Genomic DNA, 22,576 nt, shown 5'->3' with positions numbered 1-22,576 from the left:
TGAGGGAAAAGGCTTATAAGGATGTAAAGGAAGCTTTACGTAAAGGAAACTTTACATGGTGAGAGCATGGAGAGATGGAGAATTATAGGCTACTCAATTCCTGCAACAACGGCCTTTTTACTGGCCGTAGCGCTGTGGATGGGAAACGTTGCACTAGCTTTTGGCGTCCTGGCGGCGGCAATCGCGGTTTCGTTCCTCTACGCCGAGTGGCTCAAAAGGCGCGGTGAAATCATAAGCGACGAGAGAACGCTCCGCATCGAGGAGATGGCCTCACGGAGAACCCTCCAGGTGCTGGTGTTGGCCCTGGCCTTTGCGGTCGTGGTGCTTTCTGTTCTCTCCGAGAAGGACCCAAACCTGAGGAGTGCCTATTACCTGGCCCTCAGCCTGATGGTTCTGACCTCGGCCCTAAAACTGTACCTGAAGCATCACTACGCGAGGGTGATGTGAGTGAACTTAAAGTACGAAGGCCTGCTCGCGGGTTTAATCGCCGTGATGGTCATCGGACTTGCATACTCAACCAAGTCGGGAAAGGCATCCCTAGCCGTGGGGATATTCCTCCTGGGCGTTCTCCTGGTCTACGCCCTGAACCGGTACTACAACTCCAGGGTGGAAAGGGTAGAGGACGAGAGAACCGAGCTGATAAGTGCCAAAAGCACGAGAAACGCATTCGCTGTAGTCAGCATAGTCCTCTTTGCCGAATACCTGTGGGAGTACTCAAACGGGAACACAGAAACCGCCACAAAGCTCCTGATTCCGCTCGCGGTTGGTGTGGTTGCCCTCGTGATCTCACAGTACCACTACGAAAGGGTGATGTGAGTGAAGAACCGCCTGCGTGAGCTGAGGGAGGCAAGGGGGCTGACGCAGGAGGAGCTGGCGAAAGCCCTCGGGGTTACAAGACAGACGATAATAGCCATTGAGAAGGGAAGATATGACCCCTCCTTGAGACTGGCGTTCAGGATAGCTCACTTTTTCGGCGTTAAAATCGAGGATATTTTCATCCACGGGGGTGATGGGGATGAAGGCTAGAACGGTCGCTGGGGGGCTGGCCTATCTCCTCGGAATAGGGCTCTCCCTGGTCAGACCACCCATCGAAAGGCTGGCCTGCGTGGAGGTGCCGAGCGGCAGGGTCTGCACTGGGGTCAACACTCCCCTGCTCCTTATCGAGCTCGGGCTGGTTGTGGTTGGGGCGCTGCTCCTGGGGCTCGACCACGGCTTTAAAAACGATCACGAATTAAACGGCTGGCTTGGAGTCGCCATCGGGCTTGGAACTGCATTCATCGGGGGATACTCGGGAATCTGGGTGGTTTTTCTCTTTGGAGTTGCGCTCGCCACCCTTGGACTGCTCGTTTACAAGGTGGGGAGGGTCAAGCATGGCCATGGTTGAAGTTTTGAATCTGGAGAAGGACTACGGAAAGGTGAAGGCCCTCAAGGGAATAAGCTTCTCCATCAGCGAGGGCGAAATATTCGGGCTCATCGGTCCCAACGGCGCCGGAAAGAGCACGACTCTCAAGATACTCTCGACGCTTCTCAAGCCGACGGGCGGGAGCGCGAAGATAGACGGCCACGACGTGGTGAGGGAAGCCGACAGAGTCAGGGAGATCATCAGCTACCTGCCCGAAGAGGCGGGGGCATACAAGAACCTCACCGGCTACGAATACCTCCAGTTCATGGCGCGGCTCTACTCCAAAGATGATGAGAGGGCAAGGGAGATGCTCGAGCTGGGGGTTGAACTCAGCGGGCTTGGGGAGAGGCTGCACGACAAGGTGTCGACGTACTCCAAGGGAATGACGAGGAAGCTCCTCATAGCGAGGGCGCTCATGGTGAAGCCGAAGCTGGCAATACTGGACGAGCCGGCGAGCGGGCTGGACATAGTTAACGCGTACGAAATACGGCAGACGATTAGGCGCTTTGCAAGAACCGAAGGGGTCACCTTCCTGCTCTCAAGCCACAACATGCTCGAGGTAGAATTTCTCTGCGACAGGGTGGCGATGATAGCAGGGGGGAGGATAGTTGAACTGGGAACCCCCAAGGAGCTGAAGGACAAGTACGGCGCCGAGAACCTGGAGGAGGTCTTCATGACCGCGGTGGGGGCGGAAGCGAACGAGCCGATCGGGGGTGAGGGGGCATGAGCGACTTCTGGGTGATGGCCAAGAAGGAGCTCACGAACCTCTTCAGGGACAGAAAGCTGCTCTTCGGTCTCATAATAGTCCCCCTGATAATCTACCCCATGATGGGGAAGTTCATACAGGTAGGAATGGAGCAGGCAACCGGGACGACGCACGTGACGATAGTGAACTTTGACGAGGGACGTTACGGAGATGCCCTAGTGGATGCGCTCAAGACGGCCCCCAACACCAGCGTAACCCTTGTAAACGCCACGACGCTCGAAGGAGCGCTTCAATGGGCGGTGGAGAATAAACAGAACGTTCTGGTGGTTATCCCCAGGGACTTCTCCGCCAAGCTGACGGCGAACGAAACTGCCACGGTCGAGATATACGGCATCTTTCTGAGCGTGGGGACGGGAATGAAAGAGAGCGTCAGTGAGGGCAGGATAAGCGCCGTCATAGGGATACTGAGCGATGAGATAGCTCGCCTTAAGGTGGCCGCACTGGGTGCCGAAAATCCGGACGCGGTTCTGCATCCGATAACCGTGGAGAGCAGGTCTTACATAAACGACAGGGTGGTCGATGTTCCACCGGGGGTTGTCTCGGGAGTAATAGCGTCCCAGGCATTCACGATACCCCTGATAATCTTCCTTATGGTCATGATAACCTCCCAGATGGCCGCTGGAGCCATAGCGAGTGAAAAGGAAAACAAAACGCTGGAAACGTTGCTGACACTTCCGGTTCCCAGAACTCATATAGTCGGGGCCAAGATATTCGGAACCGCCATGATGGGCCTGGTCGCGGCGGTGGCGTACATGATAGGAATGCGGCAGTACATGGGCTCATTCATGGGGGGAGAGCTGGGGGTCAGTCTTGGGGACCTCGGCCTCATGGTAACGCCGACGGGCGCGGCGATGTTCGCCCTCGTGGTGTTCCTGACGATAATAATCTCCCTCAGCCTGGCTATGATAGTGGCAACCTTCGCCGAAGACGTCCAGAGCGCAACAACGCTGGTCAGCGCGGTAATCCTGCCCCTGGCGTTTCCGGCGTTCATACTTATGTACACCGACATTGGGGACCTTCCGGTGGTCTTTCAATACGTCCTTAAAGCGATACCCTTCACCCATCCGATACTCGACTACAGATACGTGCTGGTGGAGAACTACAGGGCAATAGCGGTCAGTGCCATCTACCTGGCCGCCATAGCGGTGGGTATACTCTACGCCACGGCAAGGCTGTTCTCCTCCGAGAGAATCCTAACGGCCCAGATAAGCTGGGGCAGGAGGAAGAAAAAAGCGGCCGAATGAGCTTTCCTTTTTTTTTACTCTATCGGCACCCCATCCTTGGTTCTCGGCGCGAGCCACTTCATTAGCTTCCCCGGGTCCCTGGTTCTGATGATTATCGTTATGGGGCCTAGCGGCGACTCCTCGTTGAAGTTGACGACGCCGGCGTAGGCCGCCTGTTTGTTGACTCTGATGATTATTTCCTCGCCGAAGTACCCCTCCTCAAGGAACGAGCGCGCAGTGTCAAGTATAGCCTGTCCGCGGAAGAGCTCGTAGAGCCTGCTAAGGGCCTTTCTGCTCTTCGTTTTGCCGGTCAGAATGACGTAATCGCCCCTATCGAACGCCTCGAACTCCAGGTCATGGATCAGGTTCAGCATGGCCCTCTTAACCTTCTCGATGTCCTCGGTCGGATAAACGTAAGCCTCAACCTCAACTTCCTCAAAGAGTTCCATCTTCTCACCCATGAAGAAGCTCGCGGGAAGGCTTATAAACCCAACCGCCCAAATAGTTAGGGTGGCCTAATAGTGTTAGAGAACTTCGTGGCCAGTCTCGCGGAGTGGATACTGAGCATCTCGAACGGCGAAATCATGTGGGTTGCTTTCTACGCCGGACTTTTCGTCGCACTCATGACTTCTCTCGGAGCTATGGTGGCGATATTCGCCAAGAGCCTCCCCGAGGGAGGCGTTGATTTTGCCCTCAGCTTCGCCGCCGGCGTGATGATAGTGGCGGCCTTCACGAGTCTCATCCTGCCAGCGATAGAGAGCACCGGCTCTTTTGCACCGGCTGGAATCGGGATAGCCCTTGGGGTGCTGCTCATCTACGCCATAGACCGCTTTCTCCCACATGAACACCTCGTCAAGGGCTACGAGGGCCCCAAATCCATGAAGGACAAGCTGAGGAAGGTCTGGCTTCTTGTCATAGCGGTGATAATCCACAACCTGCCGGAGGGCCTCGCGGTCGGGACGTCCCTCGTCTACAACCTGGAGGTGGGCCTCGTCACGACGATAGCGATTGGCATCCAGGACTTCCCCGAGGGGACTGTTGTTTCCCTCCCGCTGGCGGCGATACAGAAGAAGCGCCTGACACCGATAGCCATGGGCGTCTTGAGCGGCTTCGCGGAGATGGCGATGGTTCTTGTTGGAGCGTACTTCTTCACGCTCTTCAGCTGGCTTTTACCGTACGGCTTAGGCATGGCGGGCGGCGCGATGCTGTACGTCACGGTGAAGGAGATGATACCGGAGATATACAGGGGAGAAAAGAACCAGACGCTCGTAACCCTCGGCTTTTTCGTGGGCTTCTACGTGATGCTGTTCCTCGACTCAATGCTCGGCTAGAATCCTCTGACCTCCTCCCCGGCCTGAGGGGCGAAGTTTGGACAAAAGAAAGTCAACGAGCTCCCTTACCCTCTCCTCGTATTCGTCCCTACTGCAGTCGTTCACTATCATGTGGTCGGCCATCGCGATGACGTTGCCTATGCCGAACTTCAGCTCCTTCCAGTCGCGCTCCTCGAAGTCCTCCCACGTCCTCGGGTCGTCGTGTCTGCCCCTGGCTTTGAGCCTCTCGAAGCGCGTGTGTGGCGGCGTGTGAACGGCGAGTATTATTATCTCCTCCGTCGGAAAAGCGCTCCTAAAGGTTCCAACCTCGTCGAGGGAGCGGACGCCGTCTATAACGACGACCCTGCTGCCCTCAAGGAGGCGCCTCACCTTCTCGACCGTCAGCTTTGCAACGGCATTCTGACCCAGCTCCTGCCTCAGGCGGATGCTCACCTTGGCAACGTTCTCCTTGGTCAGCTCCAGACCGCGCTTTACTGTCTCCTCCCTCACGACGTCTCCCATAGAAACGCTCGGAAAGCCTCTCCTCTCGAATTCCTTGACAATCCTGCTCTTTCCCGAACCGGGCATTCCAGTCACGATGATTATCATAGTGCCCACGCCCGAGTAAAATAGGGGGATTTAAAAAGATTGGCCCTACTTCAGGAAAGCATCTAGGGTTCCCTTCCGCGCTTTTTCCGCCTTTTTGGAGTCCTTTTTAGCACCCTTCGGCATCTCCACGCCAAAGTGCCGGAACAAACCTTCAACCACCTTCATTCCAATGCCCTCAACCTCCAGGAGGTCCCTCACCTTGGCGCGCATTATATCCTCCTGGCTCCTGAAGCCGGCGTTGTAGAGCGCCCTCGCCCTCTTCCTTCCGATGTTGGGGAGCTTAACCAGCTCGAGGAGCTCCTCGCGAACGCCATGGCGCAGGCGGAGGTGCAGATCTCTCAGATAGTTCAGCACGTCTTCCTCCGGCTCGAAGAGCCGGTACAGCTCGATGAGGGAGTACATGAGCCAGTCCGCGAGCTCCAGAATTCTGTAGAGATCACCCGGGTCTATGTTGTAGGTCTCGTATATCCTCGTCTCCGGAACCTCGTTTATCCAGTCTAGGAGCACCTTTGCCGTTTTTATCTGGCCCAAAAAGCCCTGGAAGCGCGAGTCCTCATAGTAGGGGATGTTCGTGTAAAGCTTATCCTCCATCTCATAGGCCAGATCGAGGTAGTCCTCCATCTCCCGTCTCCGGGCGTTCAGCGTGGCCATGTCCGGCGTCGAGGCTATCAGCTGGAAGATTCCGAAGGGATTTGGGTTGTTCTCAAGCTTCGGGAAGGCGTCCTTGAATTTCTTCGCCGTGAGGGGGTCTATGTAAAGCTGGGAGCTGCGTTTTCCAAAGGGCAGGGGCATGAAGCGGTCGTTCATGTCCATGTCGATGAACCCGTTTTCGATGAGGAAGTAGACGACGTTCTTGGCCTTGTATTCAAGCGAGGCTATATCCCTGCGCTGGTGGGCGTAGAAAGTCCTCTCAAGGAAAGAAACCAGCTCACGGAAGTTACCTATTCTGAAGTTGGTCACGAGCGCCAGAATCTGGCTCCTGAAGGCCTGCTCGTTGGCGAGCATCGAGAAGAGCTTCTCGGGCTTTCCATGGATGTATTTCTCCATCAGCCTTCTCGGTTCCTCCGTCCTTGCGACGATTATTGCCTCTCCGACTTTGTCGTACTTCGGCCTCCCGGCGCGCCCCATCATCTGCTGTATCTCGAGGACCGGTATGTCCGTCCAGCCGAAGCCAGCGTAGCGCTTGGTGTCGCGGATTATAACACGGAATGCGGGTGTATTGACGCCGGCGGCCAAGGTGGGGGTGGCTACGATTACCTTTATCAGTTTAGAGCGAAATGCGTCCTCTATCATGGTCCTCTCAGCCCTGCTCAGGCCCGCGTGGTGGAAGGCGACACCACCCCGCAGCGCCCTCTTGAGCTTCTCCGTCGTAGGGTTGTCCTCGATAGAGGAAACCAGCTCGTCCAGCTGCCTGGTCTCCGGCTTCGTGAGAAGGCGGGCTATCTTGGAGGACAGTGAGAGGGCCTCCTTCTCGGCAGAGCGGCGGGTGTTGACGAACACCAGCGCCTGCTTGCCCTTCTTGACCGCGTCAATCGCCAGACTCTCCCAGTTCTCGGGGTAGCGGTCTATTCCGCCGTCCTCCCAGAAGAGCTGCCCGATGTGGAATACCCCCTTCCTGAGCTGAACCGGGCGCCAGTCGCTCATAACCAGCGCGGCATCGAGCCACTCGGCGAGCTCCTCGGCGTTTCCAACGGTGGCACTCAGGGCCAGAATCTGGGCCTTTCCGAGCATGTGACTGAGTATCATCTCGAGCGTGGCCCCCCTGTCGTAGGAGCCTATGAGGTGGACCTCGTCCGCCACGACCAGTTTGACGTCCTCAATCCAGTTGGAGCCGTGCCTCAGGAGGGAGTCGAACTTCTCGGCGGTGGCGATTATTACATCGTAGCGCCCGAGCCACTCGTCGGTGGAGTCGTAGTCACCGGTCGTTGCGGCCACGCGGAGACCCAGAACCTCCCATTCCTTGAACTCGCGGTACTTCTCCTCTGCCAGAGCCTTCAGGGGGACGAGATAGACCGCCTTGCCCCCCTCTCGGAGAAGCTTGTTGACCATGACTATCTCGCTCACAAGGGTCTTTCCGCTCGCCGTGGGAATGGCGAGTACAAGGTTTTTTCCCTCCAGGACGCCGCTCATCAGGGCCTCCGCCTGCGGCGGGTACAGTTCCTCTATTCCCCTCTCACGGATTATCCTCTTTATCCTCTCGTCCACTGGAAGCTCATCAACCCTCATAGCCCTCAGCTCCGGGACTATTCCTCCAGCGGTTTTATATGCTTATCCCACGTACTCAACGGGGGGAGATGCATGAGGCTGAGGGTTCCCTACGTGCTCTTCGAGACAAGAACCGGGGATGTACGGCGTGGATGCGTACTTTTCGCTGAGGGTGGAGAAACCCGAGAGGCGTGCAACGCTGATAAGAAAGGCCGAAAACCTCCAGCGGCTCGAGGCCAGACCTCGAGGGGCCCTGCTGGAAGAGGACTCCCTGAGGAACCACTTGACGTGGTCTGGGTACCCGTCGGACTTTCCGTGGTGCTCTGCGGAATGGTGGTTGTCTCACCGCTACTTCCACCTATACAGCCGCTGGCTGCAACAGAAAAAACCACTAACAGGGCTATTGAACACTTGACCTTTACATTAATGGCATATTCTATAGGATTGATGAGGTAATAAATCTTTCGATACCACTTTTAGTGCCGTGTAAGCCTCTTAAGCGCACTATTGGTTACTTATAGGCAGCGTTCTCAATATGCAACTCCCCAAAGATATCCGAAAAAACTACGAAAAGCTTAAATGAGTTGGAGGGCTAGATAGAGATGTAAAGCCTTTCCGCGGTGATGAAAAATGGTTAGGTCGTACGTTTTACTGACCGTTGAGATTGGGAAAGTTGAGAGCGTCATAGAGGCGCTCAAACAGATTCCGGGCGTTACCAAGGCCGACGCCGTCACCGGCCCCTACGATGCTATAGTCCACATCGAGGCGAAGGACCTCGGCGAGCTGACCAGGAGGATACTCCACGACATACACAACATTGACGGCGTTATCGATACCACTACCGCCATAGTCGTAGAAATGGAAGAAGAGGAGTGATCACCTCTTTTTCTTCCCGGATTTGCGTTTCTTCTTGCCCCGGGGCTTGACCTGGGTCTTTCTGATTTCCCTGATCTTCTGCCCAAGCATCCTCAGGGATTTGCCCTTAGGGTGCCTGCTCTCGATTCGGAGCATTCCCCTGAGCCGGTACTCATCGTCGAGACCTGCCAGCCGAGGGTTGAGTTTCTCCTCATCGAGCTCGATCACCTTCATCCCGAGGGCCAGCGCGGCATCGGCTATCTCCTGAACCTTCGGTCCGTCGATGGCAAGTTCCCTGCTCACAGCCCTTCCGTAGCGCCTGCTGAGCCTTGCGTCGAGCTCGCTGGGCCACACCACGAACTTTCTCATCTTCCCACCTGACAAGATTTAAAAGAAGTGCCATTAAAAACCCTTTTGGTGAGTCGCGTGGACATCCCCATCTTCGAGAAGTACATCTTCGGCAAGGCCAACCGGGGAGACGTTATTCTGCTCGAGTACGCCCCCACGTATCCAGTGGAAGAGTTCTCGTGGGGCGTCCTTCTGCCGGCACTCGTTGAGAGGGACGGGGTCGTCGTGGCAGATTTCTTTGGCATTGGGGGCATTCTCTTCAGAAACTACACCCGAAAGGTCTCCGGAAAGGAGTACTCGGGAGTGATAGAACTCATTAAAAAAATAAAGGTCGTGAAGATCGGCCCCGGCTCCACCAGCTACGGCGACGTTATAGGGGAGGTGGTTCCGGCCTACGATTCACACACGTTCCTGAAGAACTACTACACCATCGTCAGCAGGATAAGCCATTCCCCCACAAAGCCGGAGTACTTCATCACCTTCGGGCTCGGCCACTACATACACTTCGGTGGGGACGAGGCGATAAAGGCCATACTAACCGGCATCAGCACGATACCCCTGGAGGACTGGGTGGGGATACACTTTATAAACGCGGGCGTTCTGAGAAGTGAACACCTAGCGATGCTTGAGGAAATCGCCTCGATGGTGTTCCACATATCACGGGACGGCCTGAAAGTAAAAAAGGAAGGTGGAGCGATTGATCAGGGAAGGGGATAAGGTTCTGCTCATCGATAGGAGGGGCAAGCGCTACCTGGTGACGGTATCGGAGAGGGAGTTCCACACCGATCTGGGAATACTCAAGCTCGGCGAGCTCATAGGGAAGGAGTACGGCGAGACGATAGTCAGCCACCGAAACGAGGAGTTCAGGGTCCTCAAACCCGACATAAACGACATAATAGCCAAGATGAAGCGCGGACCGCAAATAGTCCACCCCAAGGACGCCGGCATAATACTCGCCTACGCTGGTATTTCCCCCGGCGATACGGTGATAGAGGCGGGCGTCGGGAGCGGCGCGCTCACGATATTCCTCGCCAACGCCGTCGGGCCAAACGGAAGGGTTATCAGCTACGAACGCCGCGAGGACTTCGCCAGGATAGCCCAGAAGAACATCGAGCTGGCTGGATTCTCTGACAGGGTAACCATAAAGCTCAAGAACATCTACGAGGGCATAGATGAAGAGTACGCCGACCACATAGTCCTCGACCTGCCTCAGCCAGAGAACGTCCTCCCTCACGCCGTTGAGGTTCTCAGACCCGGCGGCTACTTCGTGGCGTACACCCCGTGCATGAACCAGGTCCACAGATTCTTCCAGGCGTTTCAGGAGTACAAGGAGCACTTCTACAAACCGAGGGTCGTCGAGGTCCTCGTCAGGGAGCAGGAGGTAAAGAAGGAGTGCATGAGGCCGAAGACGACTATGCTGGCCCATACGGGATACATAACATTCATCAGGAAGCTGTGAGCTCTCCCTTTTCTCCAATCCCGCCGGTCTCTTCTGCGGTCTCGTCGAAAGTCATGTAGGCGAGTCCTCCAAAGAGCACGAGCCCCATGATACCCTGAACCACGGGGTTCCCTGGGAGCACCCTCAGGGCCGGAACGCTGCCGTAGATCACCGGCCAGAAGAGGGCTACCGCCGCCAGCAGTGTTGATATGTAATAAACGAGACGCTTCATAGCGTTACCCCCCAACAGCCCTTTTTGCGAACGTTTTTTAATCTTTTCCCAGCACGCTCGAGGATCCTTCCGCTCAGCAAACCTTTGGTTAACAACATCTTTATAAACACCACAGGTTGCAAACCTTTAGATGACCAAGTTTGAACCTGTGTACGGAGGTGTTCATTGTGCCATACAAGATACTTGAAAAGAAAGAGATCGCCATGAGGAACATATGGTACAGGATCCACGCGCCTCATGTGGCTAAGAAGGTCCAGCCAGGACAGTTCGTCATAGTCAGGGCCTTCAAAAACGGGGAGAGGATCCCGCTCACACCCGTCATGTGGGACAGGGATGAGGGCTGGATAGTGCTCATAACGTTCATCAGGGGAAGGACCACCATGAGGATGGCCAACGAGCTGAAGCCGGGCGATGAGATACTGAACATCGCCGGCCCGCTCGGAAACCCGGCCGAGATGGAGAAGTTCGGAAAGATACTCGCCATCGGTGCCTACACCGGAATAGTTGAGGTTTACCCCATAGCCAAGGCCTGGCAGGAGCTCGGAAACGACGTTACGACACTCCACGTCACCTTCGAGCCGATGGTCGTCCTCAAGGACGAGCTGGAGGAAGCCGTCGGCAGGCACATCCTTGAGACCGTCCCGATCGATCCGAACCTTGACTTCCCGACCAACATGAAGAACGTCACCAAGAGGCTGACCGAGAAGGTCAGGGAACTCCTAGAGAAGGAGGAGTACGACATGGTCTTCATGGTCGGCCCCGCCGGAGACCAGAGGGCCGTTTTCAACGTAGTCAAAGAGTTCGGCATCCCCATGAAGTCCGACCTCCACCCGATAATGGTGGATGGAACAGGAATGTGCGGCGCCTGCCGCGTCACCGTCGGCGGCGAGGTTAAGTTCGCCTGCATAGACGGGCCGGAGTTCGACGCGTACCAGGTGAACTGGGACGAGCTCATAGCGAGGAGCGGCTACTACACGGATATGGAGCAGAGGGCCATGCAGGAGTACATGAAACTCTTCGAGCAGGCCCTCCAAGGGGGTGAGCAGTAATGGCGGTTAAGAGGAAGATCATCAAGGAGCGCGTTCCGACGCCGGAGATGCCGGCGGAGGAGCGTATTAAGAGCTTCGCGGAGGTGAACCTCGGTTACACCTTCGAGCTTGCCGTTAAGGAGGCCGAGCGCTGCCTCCAGTGCCCCTACAATTACGCGCCCTGTATAAAGGGCTGTCCCGTCCACATCGACATTCCAGGCTTCATAAGCAAGCTCGTCCAGTACCGCGACGATCCTGACAAGGCAGTTAAGGAGGCCCTCAACGTCATCTGGGCCTGCAACTCCCTTCCCGCCACCACCGGAAGGGTCTGCCCGCAGGAGGACCAGTGTGAGATGAACTGTGTCATGGGCAAGGTCGGTGACAAGATAAACATCGGAAAGCTCGAGAGGTTTGTAGCCGACTACGCCCGCGAGAAGGGCATAGACGAGGAGCTCCTCTTCGAGATAATCCCGAAGATTGAGAAGAAGGGCCAGAGTGTGGCCATCATCGGAGCCGGACCGGCAGGACTCACCGCCGCCGGCGAGCTCGCCAAGCTCGGCTACGACGTTACCATCTACGAGGCCCTTCACGAGGCGGGCGGAGTGCTCATGTACGGCATCCCCGAGTTCAGGCTGCCCAAGAGCATCGTCGAGAGCGAGATTGACAAGCTCAGGAAGCTCGGCGTTAAGATACTCACCGACCACGTCGTTGGAAGAACCGTCACCATAGAGGAACTCCTCGAGGAATACGACGCCGTCTTCATAGGCTCCGGTGCCGGAACCCCGAGCTCATCAACGCCCCCGGAATCAACCTCAACGGAATATACACCGCCAACGAGTTCCTCACGCGCGTGAACCTCATGAAGGCCTACCTATTCCCAGAGTACGACACCCCCGTCAAGGTCGGCAAGAAGGTCATCGTCATCGGTGCCGGAAACACCGCAATGGACGCCGCGAGGAGCGCGAGGCGCTTCGGTGCCGAGGTCACCATAGCCTACCGCCGCGGCCCGGAGGATGTCTCCGCCAGGGTTGAGGAGGTCCACCACGCCAAGGAGGAGGGCATAAAGTTCGAGTTCTACATCAACCCGGTAGAGTTCATAGGCGACGAGAACGGCAAGGTCAAGGCGGTTAAGTTCGAGAAGATGAAGGCCCTCGAGGAGCGCGATGCTCGCGGAAAGAGGAAGATAGTTGGAACAGGCGAGTACGTTACGCTCGAAGCCGACACCGTCATCATAGCCATCGGAAAGCACCCCAACAGGCTCATCGTCAACACACCTGGCCTCAAGGTCGAGCGCGGAAGGATCGTCGTCGATGAGAACCTGATGACGAGCATTCCGGGAGTCTTCGCGGGCGGAGACGCGATAAGGGGAGAGGCGACGGTCATCCTCGCGATGGGTGACGGAAGGAGGGCCGCCAAGGCCATCCACGAGTACCTCACGAAGAAGAGGGAAGGCAACGCCTGATTGCCCTTTCTTTAATTCTTAAATGCGGCCTCCAGTATCGGGTCCGGAATCATGTAGTAAACGTTCCTTCTCTCGATTCTTTTCTCAAGGAACGATGAATCCACAAGTCCCTTAAGGAGCCTCGCCAGAACGCTGTCCGCTATGCTCTTACCTTCTTTTCTCTCAAGGTGTTCTTTTATTTCTTCCCACGTCCTCTTTCCACCCGCTATGGCTCTCATCATCTCAATGTATCGCTCCCTAGCCGCGATCCTTTTCTTCAGAAAGTTCTCGAACTCGCTCATGGCGAGTGCCCTGGCATCCTCAAAGACCTCGCCTATGAGCCTTTCCGATAGCCCTTTCTCCATGGCCTTCCTCCCGAAGAGGACAAGCCAACCTACTATTCCGTCGAGTCTTTCAACGGCGTCTTCTATGAGATTTTCCGGCGGGGTTATACCGACCTGTTCGAACCCCTTTATCAGGAAATCCCTGCTCTGCTCGGGGATAAATCGGGACAGGCTCACCTCGTGGAAGTACCTTCCGTATAACGGGGCGCTGGGGTCATCAACCCCGAGGTAGTCGTGAAGCAGGCCCACTTCAGAGCCGGTCATCACTATCCTCAGCTCTGAGTAGTCATAGAGGTGGGCTATCAAGCCCGCGAACTCACTACCGACTGGCCCCCTGAGGTACTGAACTTCGTCGAAGGCCAAGACGACATTGTATTTCTCCAGCTCCCTGAAAAGGGCCACCAGGTCGGTCTTTTCCTCCTTCCAGGAGAAGCTCACCCCAAAGCCCAGTAGTCTGAGGCCCGAGATGCTCTTGAGACTTTCCCTGAGTTCTTCCCAGATTTCTCGGTTCTCGCGAAAGAAGGCATTGACGGCGTTCTCTATCCTCTTATAGACATCCATACGGGAGTTTGGATTAACCCCCCTGAAGTCCACGAGAACGTAGGGGAAGGAAAGCTGGTTGAGGCCCACGAGAAGAAGTGAGGTCTTTCCAAGCCTCCTTATGCCAGTGATGACCGTTAGCGGGTTGTTGGACTTTATGGACTTCTCGAACTCGCCCAACTCATCTTCCCGATCATATAGATCCTCTTTTCTCCTTTTCGGACGAGTGTCGAAGTACACAACTACCACCCCAGTAGTTAACTACTGGGGCAGAAGTTATAAGGGTTTCGAGGGGTTTATCAATGCTAATTTGGGTAGAACGAGCCGGTGATGACGAGCCCCGGAGTGGCCGGGGGTAAGGAAGGGCATACTGGCCGAGCCACTACCCTTTTAACTCCCTCCTTGAGAGTGTAGAACGAGCGATGACGAGCTCTAGGGTATCTGAACCGATATGGAAATGATGATAAAAGAGAGCGGAGCTCACTCCCTTCAGAACTCTCTTTTAGCGGGGAATGGAATGAAAAGAGAACAGAATCAGAGGCTCTCGAGGTATTCGGCGTAGGCCTCGGCGTCCATAAGCTCCTTGAGCTCCTCGTCGAGGTTGCTCGGCTTGAGCTTGGCTATCCAGTTCTCGTAGGGGTCCTCGTTGAGAAGCTCCGGGCTGTCCTCGAGCTCGGCGTTGACCTCAGTGACCTCACCGCTGACCGGGGCATAGACCTCGGAAACGGCCTTGACGCTCTCAAGCTCGCAGAGAACGTCGCCCTTGCTGAGCTCAGAACCGACGTCCGGAAGCTCGACGTAGGCCAGGTCGCCGAGCTCCTTCTGGGCGTAGTCGCTTATTCCGATGAGGACCGTCCCGTCCTCAAGAACCTGGACCCACTCGTGGTCCTTCGTGTAGTAAAGGCCCTCCTTAACCCTGTATTCTCCGACTTCAATCATGAACATCACCGGTTCTCGTAGGAAGAGCAGAGATTTAAACCTTTCCATGAGTGAAGGATTCTGCATTCGCCGTTTTCACTTCGGCTGCACAAAGTTTCGGTGTTTCCCGAAGAACTCCGAACGAATTTCACAGATCCGGGCAACCTTTGGCCAATTGCAAAAGTGTTATAACCCCTCGTACCCTAAACCACCACATGAGCCGCGTCCCCTTCTACCTAAAGGAGAGGCTGAAGACCCTCAACGAGAGGGTTCTCCACGGAACCTCCGGGGCGTCCGGCCTGCCGCCTTGGGAAAGGATGGCCCTGACCTGGCTCGCCCTGATGGCGTTCTGGGTCGTCATAACCTCCAGCGTGGAGCCGAGGGACCTCATCACCGGCGCCGTGGTCACCCTTCTTGTGTCGCTCTTCATGCGCGATCTCCTGATGGACGACATACGGCGGAGCGGGCACATAGTTGAGAAAATCCTCTACTTCGCCCTCATCTACCTGCCCCAGTATCTGGTGATAATGGCCTTCCGCCTGCTGGAGAGCAACGTGAAGGTGGCCAGGAACGTAATATTCATGGACATCAACCCGGGCATCGTCAAGATAAGGACCGATCTGCACTCCGACACGGGCGTAACGATACTCGCGAACTCCATAACCCTGACGCCCGGCACCCTTACACTGGACGTCAAGAAGAAGCTCGACGAGACCTACCTCTACGTTCACTGGATAGACCTGGAGACCCTCAACCGGGAGAAGGCCGGGGAAAAAATAAAGGGGGACATAGAGGAATGGCTCAAGAAGGTCTTCTGGTGAGCGCATTCTATCTGCTCGTCTTCACGGCGGTGCTGATAACATACCGCGTGCTCAGGGGACCGACCCTTCCCGACAGGATAGTGGGCCTGAACACCATAACGACGAAGGTGGTGGTGATAATAGCACTGGTCTCCGTCATGAGGGGCGAGTACTACCTGATAGACCTCGCGATAGTCCTACTCATGGTGAACTCGGTCGGGGGACTGATTCTGGCGAAGTACATGGAAAGGAGGGGTGCCGGTGCTTGAGGTTCTGCTCCTCCTCTTCGGGGAAGCTGTAATGCTCTTCGGGGCCCTCGGGATACTCAGATTTCCCGATGTTTACACCAGACTCCACGCGGCCACAAAATGCGACACTGGAGGGGCGATGAGCATAATCCTCTACCTCATCATCACCATGAACGCCCCCGCCCTGGTGAGGGCCAAACTCCTCGTCCTGGCCTTCCTTATAGCCATGATGAACCCCATGGTGAGCCACGCCCTCGCGAGGGGTGCCTATCGCTACGGGGTCAAGCCAAAAGTCGTGGTGGACATGTATGCTTGGGACAATCCTTGATGTGGTCTTCCTCGCGATGATGATCCTTGCCGTTGCGGTGGTTGAGGAGAGGAACCTGGTCAGTGCAGTCGTTAAATACTCCCTCCTCAGCCTGCTCTTCATCCTGGCACTCTTCGAGCTGAACGCCCCCGACGTGGCCCTCTCCGCAATAGTGGTGGGGGCAATAGTCATAGGGGTGTTCCTCTTCACAATAAAGGGGGTGACGCGGTGAGGGCCGCTGCCGCCGCCCTGACGCTCGCACTGGGCGTTCTGCTCCTCTCGCTGAGCTACTCGCCGCCCTACGGAGGGAGCTATGCGTACTACGTCACCCACTGGACGGAGATAAACGTTCCCAACCTAGTGTCGGCCATCCTAGCCGGCTGGAGGGCCTATGACAGCCTTGGCGAGGCGAGTCTGCTCTTCACGGCCGTCATCGGCTTTTACGTCCTCCTCGGGGGGAAGAAAAAGTGAAGATGAGCACCGTTGTGAGGACGACGACCAAGATGGTAAGCCCATTCCTCGTCACCTACGCGGCCTATCTGATGCTCTACGGCCACGTAAGTCCCGGCGGCGGCTTCCAGGGAGGGGTTATCCTGGCGGTGGCAGTGATACTGCTCATCACCTCACACGGCTACGGCAAAGTCCGGAGGAAGTTCCACTTCAACTGGGCTGGCCTCATAGAGAGCTCCGCCGGGGCGCTGCTGGTGCTCCTCGGAATTGCAGGCCTCGGGCTGGGGGCGTTCTATTCAAACTTCCTGCCGACGGAGGGGGGGATAATCCTGCCTTTCAACGTGATCGTGGGGCTGGAGGTCGGCGCGGCTTTCACGTTCGTCTTCTACATCCTGCTGAGGTGGGTCGAAAGTGATTAGTCCGGAGCATGCTGGAATCCTGATAATGCTCGTTGGAATCTACGGTCTGATGGCCAAAAGGGAGCCGATAAAGCTAGTCCTCTCGATAAACATCGTCTCCCTCGGGCTTGTCCTATTCTTCATAGGTCTCGCGTACTCCCCCGAAAAGGACGTGCCGATAATGCCAACGGACCCCGTTGACCCGCTCCCGGCAACGCTCATGCTCACCACCCTCGTCGTGGACGTCGCGATAACCTCCCTAGCCCTCGCGGTTATAATGCGGATGGGGGGTGACGGCGAATGATACCCCTGCTGGCCGCGCTGCCCCTGCTGGCCGCTTTCATACTCATGCTCCTCGATGTGCTGAAGGCCAAACGGAGCTTAATCCAGGGAGTCTTTCTGCTCGGAGCCCTCCTGCCGGTTCCGGTCGTTCTCTTAAATGGGCTTGGTTCGGAGATCGTCGGGGGCTGGGCGCGGGAGGCGGGAATAGAGGTCGCGCTAACGCGGACGAACCTGCCATTTATCGCGGGTGAGCTTGTGCTCTTCATCTTCGTCGCCCTGTACTCCCTGTACTACTTAGATTTCAGGAACAAAAAGACGCCGAAGGTTCTCGCGCTCCTCCTGCTCCTCCACACGGGGCTTATGGGAGCGTTCATAGCACGGGACTTCTTCAATTTCTACATATATTCCGAGATAGCATCTGTATCGGCCTTTGCGCTCGTGGCCTTCTCGGACGAAAAGGGCTCCAAGAGAGCTGCGTTCAGGTACCTCATAATGTCCCTGCTGGCATCGTACCTCTTCGTCTTTGCGGTCGGGATAATCTACATGGAGACCGGCTATCTCAACGTCGATCTCGTCAGAGAGAGTGCCGGGCCATCCAGGGAGCTAAACACCGCCCTGGCACTGGCGTTTACCTCGCTTCTCCTCAAGGCAGGCATCTTCCCGCTCCATTCCTGGCTCCCGGACGCCCACTCGAGCGCGCCGACTCCCGTGAGCGCGGTTCTGAGCGGCGCCGTTGTTAAGGCCCCCGCCTACGGGATGATACTCCTCCTCTCCGCCCTCCCTCCGGGGAAACCTTCAGGGCGGCCGTAATGGGGGTGGCGGTGGCATCAATGTTCTTTGGCGTTAGCATGATGCTGGTCGAGCAGGACGCAAAGCGCTTCCTGGCGTACTCCACCGTCTCCCAGATGGGCTACGTCCTCCTCGGCGTTGGGAGCCTCAACTTCGTCGGGGCGGCGTACTACGCGATGGCACACTCCATATTCAAGGGAGGCCTGTTCCTGGCGGTGGGTTCGCTCGGGAGGGAGAGCAGAAAGCTCGGGGGAGTTCGGCTACAGGAACGCGCCCGTTATGGCAGCCTCCGTCCTTACCCTCAGCCTCGCGATAGGAGGAATAGGACCACTGGTGGGGGCATACGGAAAGGAACTGCTCTACGAAAGCCTGTCAGGCCTTTGGAAACTCGCAGTCCCCTTGGGAAGCATCGGGACACTCACTTCCTTCGCAAAACTGAACCACCATCTGAGACGGGGTGAGGCCCCGGGAATGCCCGCGGCATGGAAGCTGTCGCCGCTTGGCCTAGCGCTGGCGGCCATCCTAACCGGCGTTTACCTTGGAGCAGGCGTAAATCCCAGGGAGGTCCTGTATCTATCCTCCGCGCTCCTCCTCTTTGCACTCCTGAAGTGGCTCGGGGTTCTCGACAGGAGCCCAAGGGCCGGCCCCAGGGAAATCGGGAGGGATGTGAACATCCTCACCGCGGTTTTCGTGATGGTGACCATAGCCATGATTCTACTCCAGGGGGTTTAGATGAACCTCCTTCACCGCGGACAGGGAGGCGAGCTCATTTTTCAGGCCATCCAGGGTTATGCTCATCCCGCTCACGTCCACGACCGCGACGATGCCGGCCAGTCCGATGGCACCGAACTCCTCTGACTCGCTGAAGAGTATATTGGCCCCGTGCCTGCCGAAGAGACCGCTGATCCTGGCCAGAACCCCCGGACGGTCCTCCACAACGAGCTCAACCTCTACGAGCTTCTTTCCAGGCAGGGCCACCCTTTCCAGGTGAACCTCCTTGAGGTCGGTGTCTATCTCAAGGAGGAAATATGCGCCCTCCACCACGCCAAGCTCGTAGGCGTAATCCCGGGGCAGCTCAACCTTGCCGTTCTCCTTGATCCTGACTATCTCATAGTGTCTCATGATTAAAACTCTCCGCGTGGGAATAAAAGGTTGCCGGCAGAAAAATTATTAACATCCCGGACGTAATGGAAGCCATGGAAATCATAGGGTACGTCTTCGTAATCATAGCCTTCGCAAGACTCCTGGCTGAGGGATTCGAGAGGCTGGGCTACCCGGGGTTTCTCGGCGAAATCACCGCGGGAATGATCCTGAGCGCGATCCTGATAGACATGCCCAGGGACCAGATGGGCCTGCTGGCGGAACTGGGCCTGTTCTTCCTCATGATATCCGCAGGCCTGGAGGTGACCCCCGAGGAGCTTCACTACGCGGGGAGGAAAACCCTGCCTCTCTATATCCTCACGTACGGGGTGATGTTCCTCACGACGATTCCATTCACCGGGGGACGCGTCGGCCCGGACAACGTCATAACCGCGGCAATACTGTCAATAGCATCGGCCCCGATAGTGCTCAGGCTCAAGAGGTTCTTCGGGAGCGACTTTCTCCACGTGGCCCTCTCCTACGCGGTGATAAGCGAGATATTCGGGCTGTTCCTCGTTTACATGGTCGTAAGGTTTAACGAGAACCCCGGCGACTACGGGCCGATACTGTCGAGCGTGCTGAAGGACCTCGCCTTCGTGGGGACCCTGCTCTACATCAACTACCTCCTCGGCATAAAGCAGAAGGTCCGCATAATACGCTTCCTCCGCAGGCTCAGGAGCGATGAGGCCGTTTTCGGACTGTTCATGGTGTTCTCCACATCCCTCGCATTCATCAGCGAGGAGATAGGAATGCACTTCAGCATAGGCGGCTTCCTCGCCGGTTTGATGATGCACAGCGACCTCGTCGGTACCAAGCAGTACGACAGGCTGACCACGATAGTCAGCGGAGTCACCTACGGAATCTTCGCCCCGATATTCTTCGCCTGGCGTGGTTTGAACTTCGAAACAGAGCTGTCCTTCGTAGTGATAGAGTTCTTCGCCGCGATATACGCGGTGAGGCTAACGCTGTCGGTTCTGGCCGTGAGAAAGACAGATCTCTCCACGAGCCTCGTCAGGGGCGCTGGCATAGCGAGCTTCGGTGTCCTCGGCCTCCTCATCGGCGAGATAGGTTTCGTCTCGGGAGTTCTAAGCGAGCACATGTACGCCATGGCATCCCTCGCCAGCGTGCTCGGCATATTCGCCTCCGCAACCCTCGGAAGGGTCGTGAACCACCATCAGAAAAAGAGGTCCAGCAGTGCCGCATAGTGCTCAATCCTGCTTCACCTCTGAGGTCTGGCCACGAGGCGGGCCATCAGAGGTTCTTTCAGATATAGCGAAACGTTTTTAAGCCGCCCGCAGAGTAGCGAGTAAGTGAACCGTTGCTTTGCCGTATAATCACCATATAAGTGAGAGAAGAAAGGAGGAAGCTGAGATGAGCTGGACAACCCCCAAGAGGGCTTTTAGTAGGTGCCGCCGCCGCAGAGGGCGGAACCAAGCTGAACGCATTTGACAACGCACTCCTCAAGCTGGGCATAGGGAACGTTAACCTCGTCAGGCTGAGCAGCGTCATTCCGGCGCACATAGAGTGGATCGACGAGGTTCACGACGTGCCAATAGGCATGCTCCTCCCGACGGTCTACGCCCACATCGAGAGCGACGAACCCGGGATGACCATAAGCGCTGCCCTTGGAATCGGCATCAGCGAGAACAACGAGGGCGGTCTCATCTACGAGTACAGCGGCTACTGCACGAAGGAAGAGGCCGAAGAGATGGTAAGGAAGATGGTTGAGGAGGGCTTCGCCGTCCGCGGCTGGAAGCTGGCGGAGTTCAAGGTCGCGAGCGCCAGCGCAACCGTCAAAGACAAGCCCGCCGCGGCGCTGGCCGTCGTGGTGATGTTCCCCTACTGAGCCATTTTTCATACTTTCCCAATTTCCAGGAGGACGTACTCTCCGGAGGAGATTTTCTCGAAAAGCATGTTGTACCTGACCCTATCCTTCGTTGCCCAGACGTCGATGTACTCACCTCTGCCGACAGGGTGAACGTTCATCCACAATTTCTTCGGTGAGGAAGAACCTTAAGCTTTAAAACCCCGTGCCCTACCTAAGGGCGGTGAGACTCATGGGATACAACGAGAAGGAAAGGGCTTTCATCGAATGGTACCCTCGCGGTTACGGCGTTGGCTTCAAGGTCAAGCAGCGCATCTTTGAGACGCAGACGGAGTACCAGCGCATCGAAATTTATGAAACAGAGGGTTTCGGCAAGCTGCTCATCCTCGACGGTACGGTTCAGCTCGTCGAGATCGGGGAGGAGAGCTACCACGAGGCGCTCGTTCACCCGGTCATGCTCGCCCACCCGAACCCGAGGAGAGTGCTCGTTATAGGGGGAGGCGACGGCGGCACGTTGAGGGAAGTCCTCAGGCACAAAACGGTTGAAAAGGCCACGATGGTGGAGATAGACGAGGGCGTTGTCGAGGCCTCCTACCTCTACCTTGACGTTGCCTCGGAACTCCTGGACAGGCTCATAAAGAAGGAGGAGCCAAGGGGAGAGCTCATCATCGGCGACGGGGTGAGGTACCTGAAGGAGACCGACGAGCGTTTCGACGTCATAATAGTTGACTCCACAGACCCCGTCGGCCCAGCGAAGCTTCTATTCAGCGAGGGGTTCTACAGAAGCGCCTATGAGAAGCTCAACGAGAGGGGCCTCTACATCACCCAGGCGGGAAGCGTCTATCTCTTCACGAACGAACTCCTCGACGCCTACAGGGCGATGAAGAAGGTCTTCGACAGGGTTTACTACTTCAGCTTCCCAGTTATAGGCTACGCATCCCCCTGGAGCTTCCTGGTCGGTGTGAAGGGGGACATCGATTTCGGGAAGGTCGACGTCGAGAGGGGAAGGGGGCTCGAGCTTTACTACTACGACCCGGAGAGGCACGGGACCCTCTTCCAGATGCCCAAATACGTCAGGGACCTCCTTGAGAGGGCCTGACGACTTTTCTAAAACTTTTTGGAGGTACCGCCATGCTCCGCGCGGTTATCAGAAACGCTCGAATCCTCGATGGGAGGGCATTCATAGGCATGGGGCTCCTGGGTCTCGCGTTCAGTTTGGGGGCCACCCCCGATGTCACCCGTGTGCTCGTGTTCCTGATTTCACTCGCCCTCTACGTGGCCTATGCCTTCGCGATAAACAACTGCTTCGACGCGGATACCGACTCGATAAACCCGAGAAAGAGGGAGAAAAACCCCATCGCCAGCGGTGAGCTGAGCTTTAGGGCGGGGGTTGCCTCTTCCCTCGCTATGGCACTGCTGGGACTGATGCTTGCTAGCAACCTCGGGACGGGGGAGCTGGTGGTGTACGCGTCGATGATCTTACTGGCGACCGTTTATTCCGCCCCGCCGAGGCTCAAGGCGCGGCCGGTGGCGGACGTTCTCTCCCACGGCATCTTCTTTGGAGCCCTGCCCTTCCTCTACGGGGCCCACCTCGACGGCTCAGTCACGGCGGAGGAGTGGAGCATCGCCGCCGCGGTGTTCCTCTATTCCCTGGCCCTCGAGCTCAGGAACCACCTAG

The 22,576-nt window shown here is 56.7% G+C and carries 34 protein-coding genes and 2 pseudogenes; 27 read left to right on the top strand and 9 right to left on the bottom strand.

Annotated elements, in window-relative coordinates; translation table 11 throughout:
* The first annotated feature begins 66 nt into the window (after positions 1–66).
* From APY94_RS05745 to APY94_RS05720, 6 genes are read left to right on the top strand one after another with little or no spacing between them, the layout of a single operon-like run.
* A complete protein-coding gene (locus APY94_RS05745) occupies positions 67–447 on the top strand; it encodes a DUF2178 domain-containing protein (protein WP_058938721.1) in 381 nt (126 codons plus the stop codon).
* Entirely contained in the window at positions 448–816 is a 369-nt protein-coding gene (locus APY94_RS05740) for a DUF2178 domain-containing protein (RefSeq protein WP_058938720.1), read from the top strand.
* The gene (locus tag APY94_RS05735) at positions 817–1,026 is read left to right on the top strand and encodes a helix-turn-helix transcriptional regulator (RefSeq protein ID WP_058938719.1); all 210 of its coding nucleotides are present in this window, start codon (positions 817–819) and stop codon (positions 1,024–1,026) included.
* Positions 1,016–1,384, top strand: coding sequence for a hypothetical protein (locus APY94_RS05730; protein WP_058938718.1), 369 nt, complete (start codon positions 1,016–1,018; stop codon positions 1,382–1,384). Before APY94_RS05735 ends, APY94_RS05730 begins: the two co-directional genes overlap by 11 nt.
* Positions 1,371–2,129, top strand: a complete 759-nt coding sequence (locus tag APY94_RS05725; protein ID WP_058938717.1) for an ABC transporter ATP-binding protein — start codon at positions 1,371–1,373, stop codon at positions 2,127–2,129. Before APY94_RS05730 ends, APY94_RS05725 begins: the two co-directional genes overlap by 14 nt.
* Positions 2,126–3,412: an ABC transporter permease gene (locus APY94_RS05720; RefSeq protein WP_058938716.1), complete on the top strand. Its 1,287-nt coding sequence runs from the start codon at positions 2,126–2,128 to the stop codon at positions 3,410–3,412. The genes APY94_RS05725 and APY94_RS05720 overlap by 4 nt, the downstream gene beginning before the upstream one ends.
* Before the next feature lie 14 nt (positions 3,413–3,426).
* Here the strand turns inward: APY94_RS05720 and APY94_RS05715 are convergent, their stop codons facing one another.
* Positions 3,427–3,840: an RNA-binding domain-containing protein gene (locus APY94_RS05715; protein ID WP_058938715.1), complete on the bottom strand. Its 414-nt coding sequence runs from the start codon at positions 3,838–3,840 to the stop codon at positions 3,427–3,429.
* A gap of 72 nt (positions 3,841–3,912) precedes the next feature.
* On the opposite strand from APY94_RS05715, the gene APY94_RS05710 reads away from it, so the two are divergent.
* Complete coding sequence (locus tag APY94_RS05710) at positions 3,913–4,722, top strand: ZIP family metal transporter (RefSeq protein ID WP_058938714.1); 810 nt, start codon at positions 3,913–3,915, stop codon at positions 4,720–4,722.
* Here APY94_RS05710 and APY94_RS05705 read toward each other — a convergent pair.
* Both APY94_RS05705 and APY94_RS05700 read right to left on the bottom strand, forming a co-directional pair.
* The gene (locus tag APY94_RS05705) at positions 4,708–5,310 is read right to left on the bottom strand and encodes a dephospho-CoA kinase (RefSeq protein WP_058938713.1); all 603 of its coding nucleotides are present in this window, start codon (positions 5,308–5,310) and stop codon (positions 4,708–4,710) included. The two genes, APY94_RS05710 and APY94_RS05705, sit on opposite strands and share 15 nt — an antisense overlap.
* Before the next feature lie 45 nt (positions 5,311–5,355).
* Positions 5,356–7,536 carry an ATP-dependent DNA helicase gene (locus tag APY94_RS05700; RefSeq protein WP_058938712.1) on the bottom strand — a complete coding sequence of 727 codons (2,181 nt, stop codon included), beginning with the start codon at positions 7,534–7,536 and terminating at the stop codon, positions 5,356–5,358.
* A 72-nt stretch (positions 7,537–7,608) separates the two neighbouring features.
* On the opposite strand from APY94_RS05700, the gene APY94_RS13450 reads away from it, so the two are divergent.
* A complete protein-coding gene (locus APY94_RS13450; RefSeq protein ID WP_058938711.1) occupies positions 7,609–7,971 on the top strand; it encodes a hypothetical protein in 363 nt (120 codons plus the stop codon).
* A gap of 174 nt (positions 7,972–8,145) precedes the next feature.
* Positions 8,146–8,391, top strand: a complete 246-nt coding sequence (locus tag APY94_RS05690; RefSeq protein ID WP_012572304.1) for an Lrp/AsnC family transcriptional regulator — start codon at positions 8,146–8,148, stop codon at positions 8,389–8,391.
* Here APY94_RS05690 and APY94_RS05685 read toward each other — a convergent pair whose 3' ends face one another.
* Complete coding sequence (locus APY94_RS05685) at positions 8,392–8,739, bottom strand: signal recognition particle protein Srp19 (protein WP_058938710.1); 348 nt, start codon at positions 8,737–8,739, stop codon at positions 8,392–8,394.
* A gap of 48 nt (positions 8,740–8,787) precedes the next feature.
* On the opposite strand from APY94_RS05685, the gene APY94_RS05680 reads away from it, so the two are divergent.
* Both APY94_RS05680 and APY94_RS05675 read left to right on the top strand, forming a co-directional pair.
* Positions 8,788–9,435, top strand: a complete 648-nt coding sequence (locus APY94_RS05680; protein WP_245610418.1) for a DUF257 family protein — start codon at positions 8,788–8,790, stop codon at positions 9,433–9,435.
* Entirely contained in the window at positions 9,416–10,177 is a 762-nt protein-coding gene (locus APY94_RS05675) for a tRNA (adenine-N1)-methyltransferase (RefSeq protein WP_058938708.1), read from the top strand. The genes APY94_RS05680 and APY94_RS05675 overlap by 20 nt, the downstream gene beginning before the upstream one ends.
* Here the strand turns inward: APY94_RS05675 and APY94_RS05670 are convergent.
* On the bottom strand, positions 10,164–10,388 hold the full coding sequence (locus tag APY94_RS05670) for a hypothetical protein (RefSeq protein ID WP_058938707.1): 225 nt from the start codon (positions 10,386–10,388) through the stop codon (positions 10,164–10,166). The two genes, APY94_RS05675 and APY94_RS05670, sit on opposite strands and share 14 nt — an antisense overlap.
* A gap of 167 nt (positions 10,389–10,555) precedes the next feature.
* Here APY94_RS05670 and APY94_RS05665 point away from each other — a divergent pair, with 167 nt between their 5' ends.
* Positions 10,556–11,437: a sulfide/dihydroorotate dehydrogenase-like FAD/NAD-binding protein gene (locus tag APY94_RS05665; RefSeq protein ID WP_058938706.1), complete on the top strand. Its 882-nt coding sequence runs from the start codon at positions 10,556–10,558 to the stop codon at positions 11,435–11,437.
* A pseudogene (gltA, locus tag APY94_RS05660) lies at positions 11,437–12,878 on the top strand (NADPH-dependent glutamate synthase). Before APY94_RS05665 ends, gltA begins: the two are co-directional and overlap by 1 nt.
* A gap of 11 nt (positions 12,879–12,889) precedes the next feature.
* Here the strand turns inward: gltA and APY94_RS05655 are convergent.
* Positions 12,890–13,990 carry an AAA family ATPase gene (locus APY94_RS05655; protein ID WP_342667068.1) on the bottom strand — a complete coding sequence of 367 codons (1,101 nt, stop codon included), beginning with the start codon at positions 13,988–13,990 and terminating at the stop codon, positions 12,890–12,892.
* A gap of 285 nt (positions 13,991–14,275) precedes the next feature.
* The gene (gene gcvH, locus APY94_RS05650; protein ID WP_058938704.1) at positions 14,276–14,680 is read right to left on the bottom strand and encodes a glycine cleavage system protein GcvH; all 405 of its coding nucleotides are present in this window, start codon (positions 14,678–14,680) and stop codon (positions 14,276–14,278) included.
* Between the two features lie 194 nt (positions 14,681–14,874).
* On the opposite strand from gcvH, the gene APY94_RS05645 reads away from it, so the two are divergent.
* From APY94_RS05645 to APY94_RS13630, 10 genes are read left to right on the top strand one after another with little or no spacing between them, the layout of a single operon-like run.
* Entirely contained in the window at positions 14,875–15,480 is a 606-nt protein-coding gene (locus APY94_RS05645; protein WP_058938703.1) for a Na+/H+ antiporter subunit E, read from the top strand.
* Positions 15,456–15,728 carry a monovalent cation/H+ antiporter complex subunit F gene (locus APY94_RS05640; RefSeq protein ID WP_058938702.1) on the top strand — a complete coding sequence of 91 codons (273 nt, stop codon included), beginning with the start codon at positions 15,456–15,458 and terminating at the stop codon, positions 15,726–15,728. Before APY94_RS05645 ends, APY94_RS05640 begins: the two co-directional genes overlap by 25 nt.
* Positions 15,721–16,035 (top strand): monovalent cation/H(+) antiporter subunit G, encoded by a 315-nt coding sequence (gene mnhG / locus APY94_RS05635; RefSeq protein WP_058938701.1) that lies wholly within the window; start codon positions 15,721–15,723, stop codon positions 16,033–16,035. Before APY94_RS05640 ends, mnhG begins: the two co-directional genes overlap by 8 nt.
* Positions 16,016–16,246: a hydrogenase subunit MbhD domain-containing protein gene (locus tag APY94_RS05630; protein ID WP_058938700.1), complete on the top strand. Its 231-nt coding sequence runs from the start codon at positions 16,016–16,018 to the stop codon at positions 16,244–16,246. Before mnhG ends, APY94_RS05630 begins: the two co-directional genes overlap by 20 nt.
* Positions 16,243–16,485 (top strand): hypothetical protein, encoded by a 243-nt coding sequence (locus APY94_RS05625; RefSeq protein WP_058938699.1) that lies wholly within the window; start codon positions 16,243–16,245, stop codon positions 16,483–16,485. Before APY94_RS05630 ends, APY94_RS05625 begins: the two co-directional genes overlap by 4 nt.
* Positions 16,482–16,883, top strand: a complete 402-nt coding sequence (locus APY94_RS05620; protein ID WP_014013410.1) for a Na(+)/H(+) antiporter subunit B — start codon at positions 16,482–16,484, stop codon at positions 16,881–16,883. The genes APY94_RS05625 and APY94_RS05620 overlap by 4 nt, the downstream gene beginning before the upstream one ends.
* Positions 16,876–17,166: a cation:proton antiporter subunit C gene (locus tag APY94_RS05615; protein ID WP_058938698.1), complete on the top strand. Its 291-nt coding sequence runs from the start codon at positions 16,876–16,878 to the stop codon at positions 17,164–17,166. The genes APY94_RS05620 and APY94_RS05615 overlap by 8 nt, the downstream gene beginning before the upstream one ends.
* On the top strand, positions 17,163–17,954 hold the full coding sequence (locus APY94_RS13860; protein ID WP_281176009.1) for a proton-conducting transporter transmembrane domain-containing protein: 792 nt from the start codon (positions 17,163–17,165) through the stop codon (positions 17,952–17,954). The genes APY94_RS05615 and APY94_RS13860 overlap by 4 nt, the downstream gene beginning before the upstream one ends.
* A gap of 20 nt (positions 17,955–17,974) precedes the next feature.
* On the top strand, positions 17,975–18,394 hold the full coding sequence (locus tag APY94_RS13855) for a proton-conducting transporter transmembrane domain-containing protein (protein ID WP_281176008.1): 420 nt from the start codon (positions 17,975–17,977) through the stop codon (positions 18,392–18,394).
* Positions 18,395–18,404: 10 nt separating this feature from the next.
* The gene (locus tag APY94_RS13630) at positions 18,405–18,665 is read left to right on the top strand and encodes a hypothetical protein (RefSeq protein ID WP_245610417.1); all 261 of its coding nucleotides are present in this window, start codon (positions 18,405–18,407) and stop codon (positions 18,663–18,665) included.
* Here the strand turns inward: APY94_RS13630 and APY94_RS05605 are convergent.
* The gene (locus APY94_RS05605) at positions 18,648–19,055 is read right to left on the bottom strand and encodes an ACT domain-containing protein (RefSeq protein WP_058938697.1); all 408 of its coding nucleotides are present in this window, start codon (positions 19,053–19,055) and stop codon (positions 18,648–18,650) included. The genes APY94_RS13630 and APY94_RS05605 overlap by 18 nt on opposite strands.
* A gap of 74 nt (positions 19,056–19,129) precedes the next feature.
* Between APY94_RS05605 and APY94_RS05600 the strand changes: the two genes are divergently transcribed.
* Complete coding sequence (locus APY94_RS05600) at positions 19,130–20,278, top strand: cation:proton antiporter (protein ID WP_058938777.1); 1,149 nt, start codon at positions 19,130–19,132, stop codon at positions 20,276–20,278.
* Between the two features lie 166 nt (positions 20,279–20,444).
* Positions 20,445–20,919, top strand: a pseudogene (locus APY94_RS05595) (pyruvoyl-dependent arginine decarboxylase).
* An 8-nt stretch (positions 20,920–20,927) separates the two neighbouring features.
* On the opposite strand, the gene APY94_RS13850 reads toward APY94_RS05595, so the two are convergent.
* The gene (locus APY94_RS13850; protein WP_281176007.1) at positions 20,928–21,059 is read right to left on the bottom strand and encodes a hypothetical protein; all 132 of its coding nucleotides are present in this window, start codon (positions 21,057–21,059) and stop codon (positions 20,928–20,930) included.
* A 71-nt stretch (positions 21,060–21,130) separates the two neighbouring features.
* Here APY94_RS13850 and speE point away from each other — a divergent pair, with 71 nt between their 5' ends.
* Complete coding sequence (gene speE, locus APY94_RS05590) at positions 21,131–21,997, top strand: polyamine aminopropyltransferase (protein WP_058938696.1); 867 nt, start codon at positions 21,131–21,133, stop codon at positions 21,995–21,997.
* 32 nt (positions 21,998–22,029) lie between these two features.
* Positions 22,030–22,576, top strand: a 547-nt coding sequence (locus APY94_RS05585; protein ID WP_058938695.1) for a UbiA prenyltransferase family protein, incomplete at its 3' end; no start/stop codon positions are given.

Source organism: Thermococcus celericrescens, from assembly GCF_001484195.1.
Lineage (GTDB): Archaea > Methanobacteriota_B > Thermococci > Thermococcales > Thermococcaceae > Thermococcus > Thermococcus celericrescens.
Note: the sequence above shows the minus strand (reverse complement) of the source record. Positions and strands in the feature narration are given on the sequence as shown.

Bases quoted from the DNA above. Each gene is read 5' to 3' on its own strand.
- APY94_RS05745 (WP_058938721.1), top strand. From the start codon at position 67: ATGGAGAGATGGAGAATTATAGGCTACTCAATTCCTGCAACAACGGCC.
- APY94_RS05730 (WP_058938718.1), top strand. From the start codon at position 1,016: ATGAAGGCTAGAACGGTCGCTGGGGGGCTGGCCTATCTCCTCGGAATA.
- APY94_RS05725 (WP_058938717.1), top strand. From the start codon at position 1,371: ATGGCCATGGTTGAAGTTTTGAATCTGGAGAAGGACTACGGAAAGGTG.
- APY94_RS05720 (WP_058938716.1), top strand. From the start codon at position 2,126: ATGAGCGACTTCTGGGTGATGGCCAAGAAGGAGCTCACGAACCTCTTC.
- APY94_RS05715 (WP_058938715.1), bottom strand. From the start codon at position 3,840: ATGGAACTCTTTGAGGAAGTTGAGGTTGAGGCTTACGTTTATCCGACC.
- APY94_RS05705 (WP_058938713.1), bottom strand. From the start codon at position 5,310: ATGATAATCATCGTGACTGGAATGCCCGGTTCGGGAAAGAGCAGGATT.
- APY94_RS05700 (WP_058938712.1), bottom strand. From the start codon at position 7,536: ATGAGGGTTGATGAGCTTCCAGTGGACGAGAGGATAAAGAGGATAATC.
- APY94_RS13450 (WP_058938711.1), top strand. From the start codon at position 7,609: ATGAGGCTGAGGGTTCCCTACGTGCTCTTCGAGACAAGAACCGGGGAT.
- APY94_RS05690 (WP_012572304.1), top strand. From the start codon at position 8,146: ATGGTTAGGTCGTACGTTTTACTGACCGTTGAGATTGGGAAAGTTGAG.
- APY94_RS05685 (WP_058938710.1), bottom strand. From the start codon at position 8,739: ATGAGAAAGTTCGTGGTGTGGCCCAGCGAGCTCGACGCAAGGCTCAGC.
- APY94_RS05670 (WP_058938707.1), bottom strand. From the start codon at position 10,388: ATGAAGCGTCTCGTTTATTACATATCAACACTGCTGGCGGCGGTAGCC.
- gcvH (WP_058938704.1), bottom strand. From the start codon at position 14,680: ATGATTGAAGTCGGAGAATACAGGGTTAAGGAGGGCCTTTACTACACG.
- APY94_RS05645 (WP_058938703.1), top strand. From the start codon at position 14,875: ATGAGCCGCGTCCCCTTCTACCTAAAGGAGAGGCTGAAGACCCTCAAC.
- APY94_RS05640 (WP_058938702.1), top strand. From the start codon at position 15,456: ATGGCTCAAGAAGGTCTTCTGGTGAGCGCATTCTATCTGCTCGTCTTC.
- APY94_RS05630 (WP_058938700.1), top strand. From the start codon at position 16,016: ATGCTTGGGACAATCCTTGATGTGGTCTTCCTCGCGATGATGATCCTT.
- APY94_RS13860 (WP_281176009.1), top strand. From the start codon at position 17,163: ATGATACCCCTGCTGGCCGCGCTGCCCCTGCTGGCCGCTTTCATACTC.
- APY94_RS13855 (WP_281176008.1), top strand. From the start codon at position 17,975: ATGTTCTTTGGCGTTAGCATGATGCTGGTCGAGCAGGACGCAAAGCGC.
- APY94_RS13630 (WP_245610417.1), top strand. From the start codon at position 18,405: ATGCCCGCGGCATGGAAGCTGTCGCCGCTTGGCCTAGCGCTGGCGGCC.
- APY94_RS05605 (WP_058938697.1), bottom strand. From the start codon at position 19,055: ATGAGACACTATGAGATAGTCAGGATCAAGGAGAACGGCAAGGTTGAG.
- APY94_RS05600 (WP_058938777.1), top strand. From the start codon at position 19,130: ATGGAAATCATAGGGTACGTCTTCGTAATCATAGCCTTCGCAAGACTC.
- APY94_RS13850 (WP_281176007.1), bottom strand. From the start codon at position 21,059: ATGAACGTTCACCCTGTCGGCAGAGGTGAGTACATCGACGTCTGGGCA.
- speE (WP_058938696.1), top strand. From the start codon at position 21,131: ATGGGATACAACGAGAAGGAAAGGGCTTTCATCGAATGGTACCCTCGC.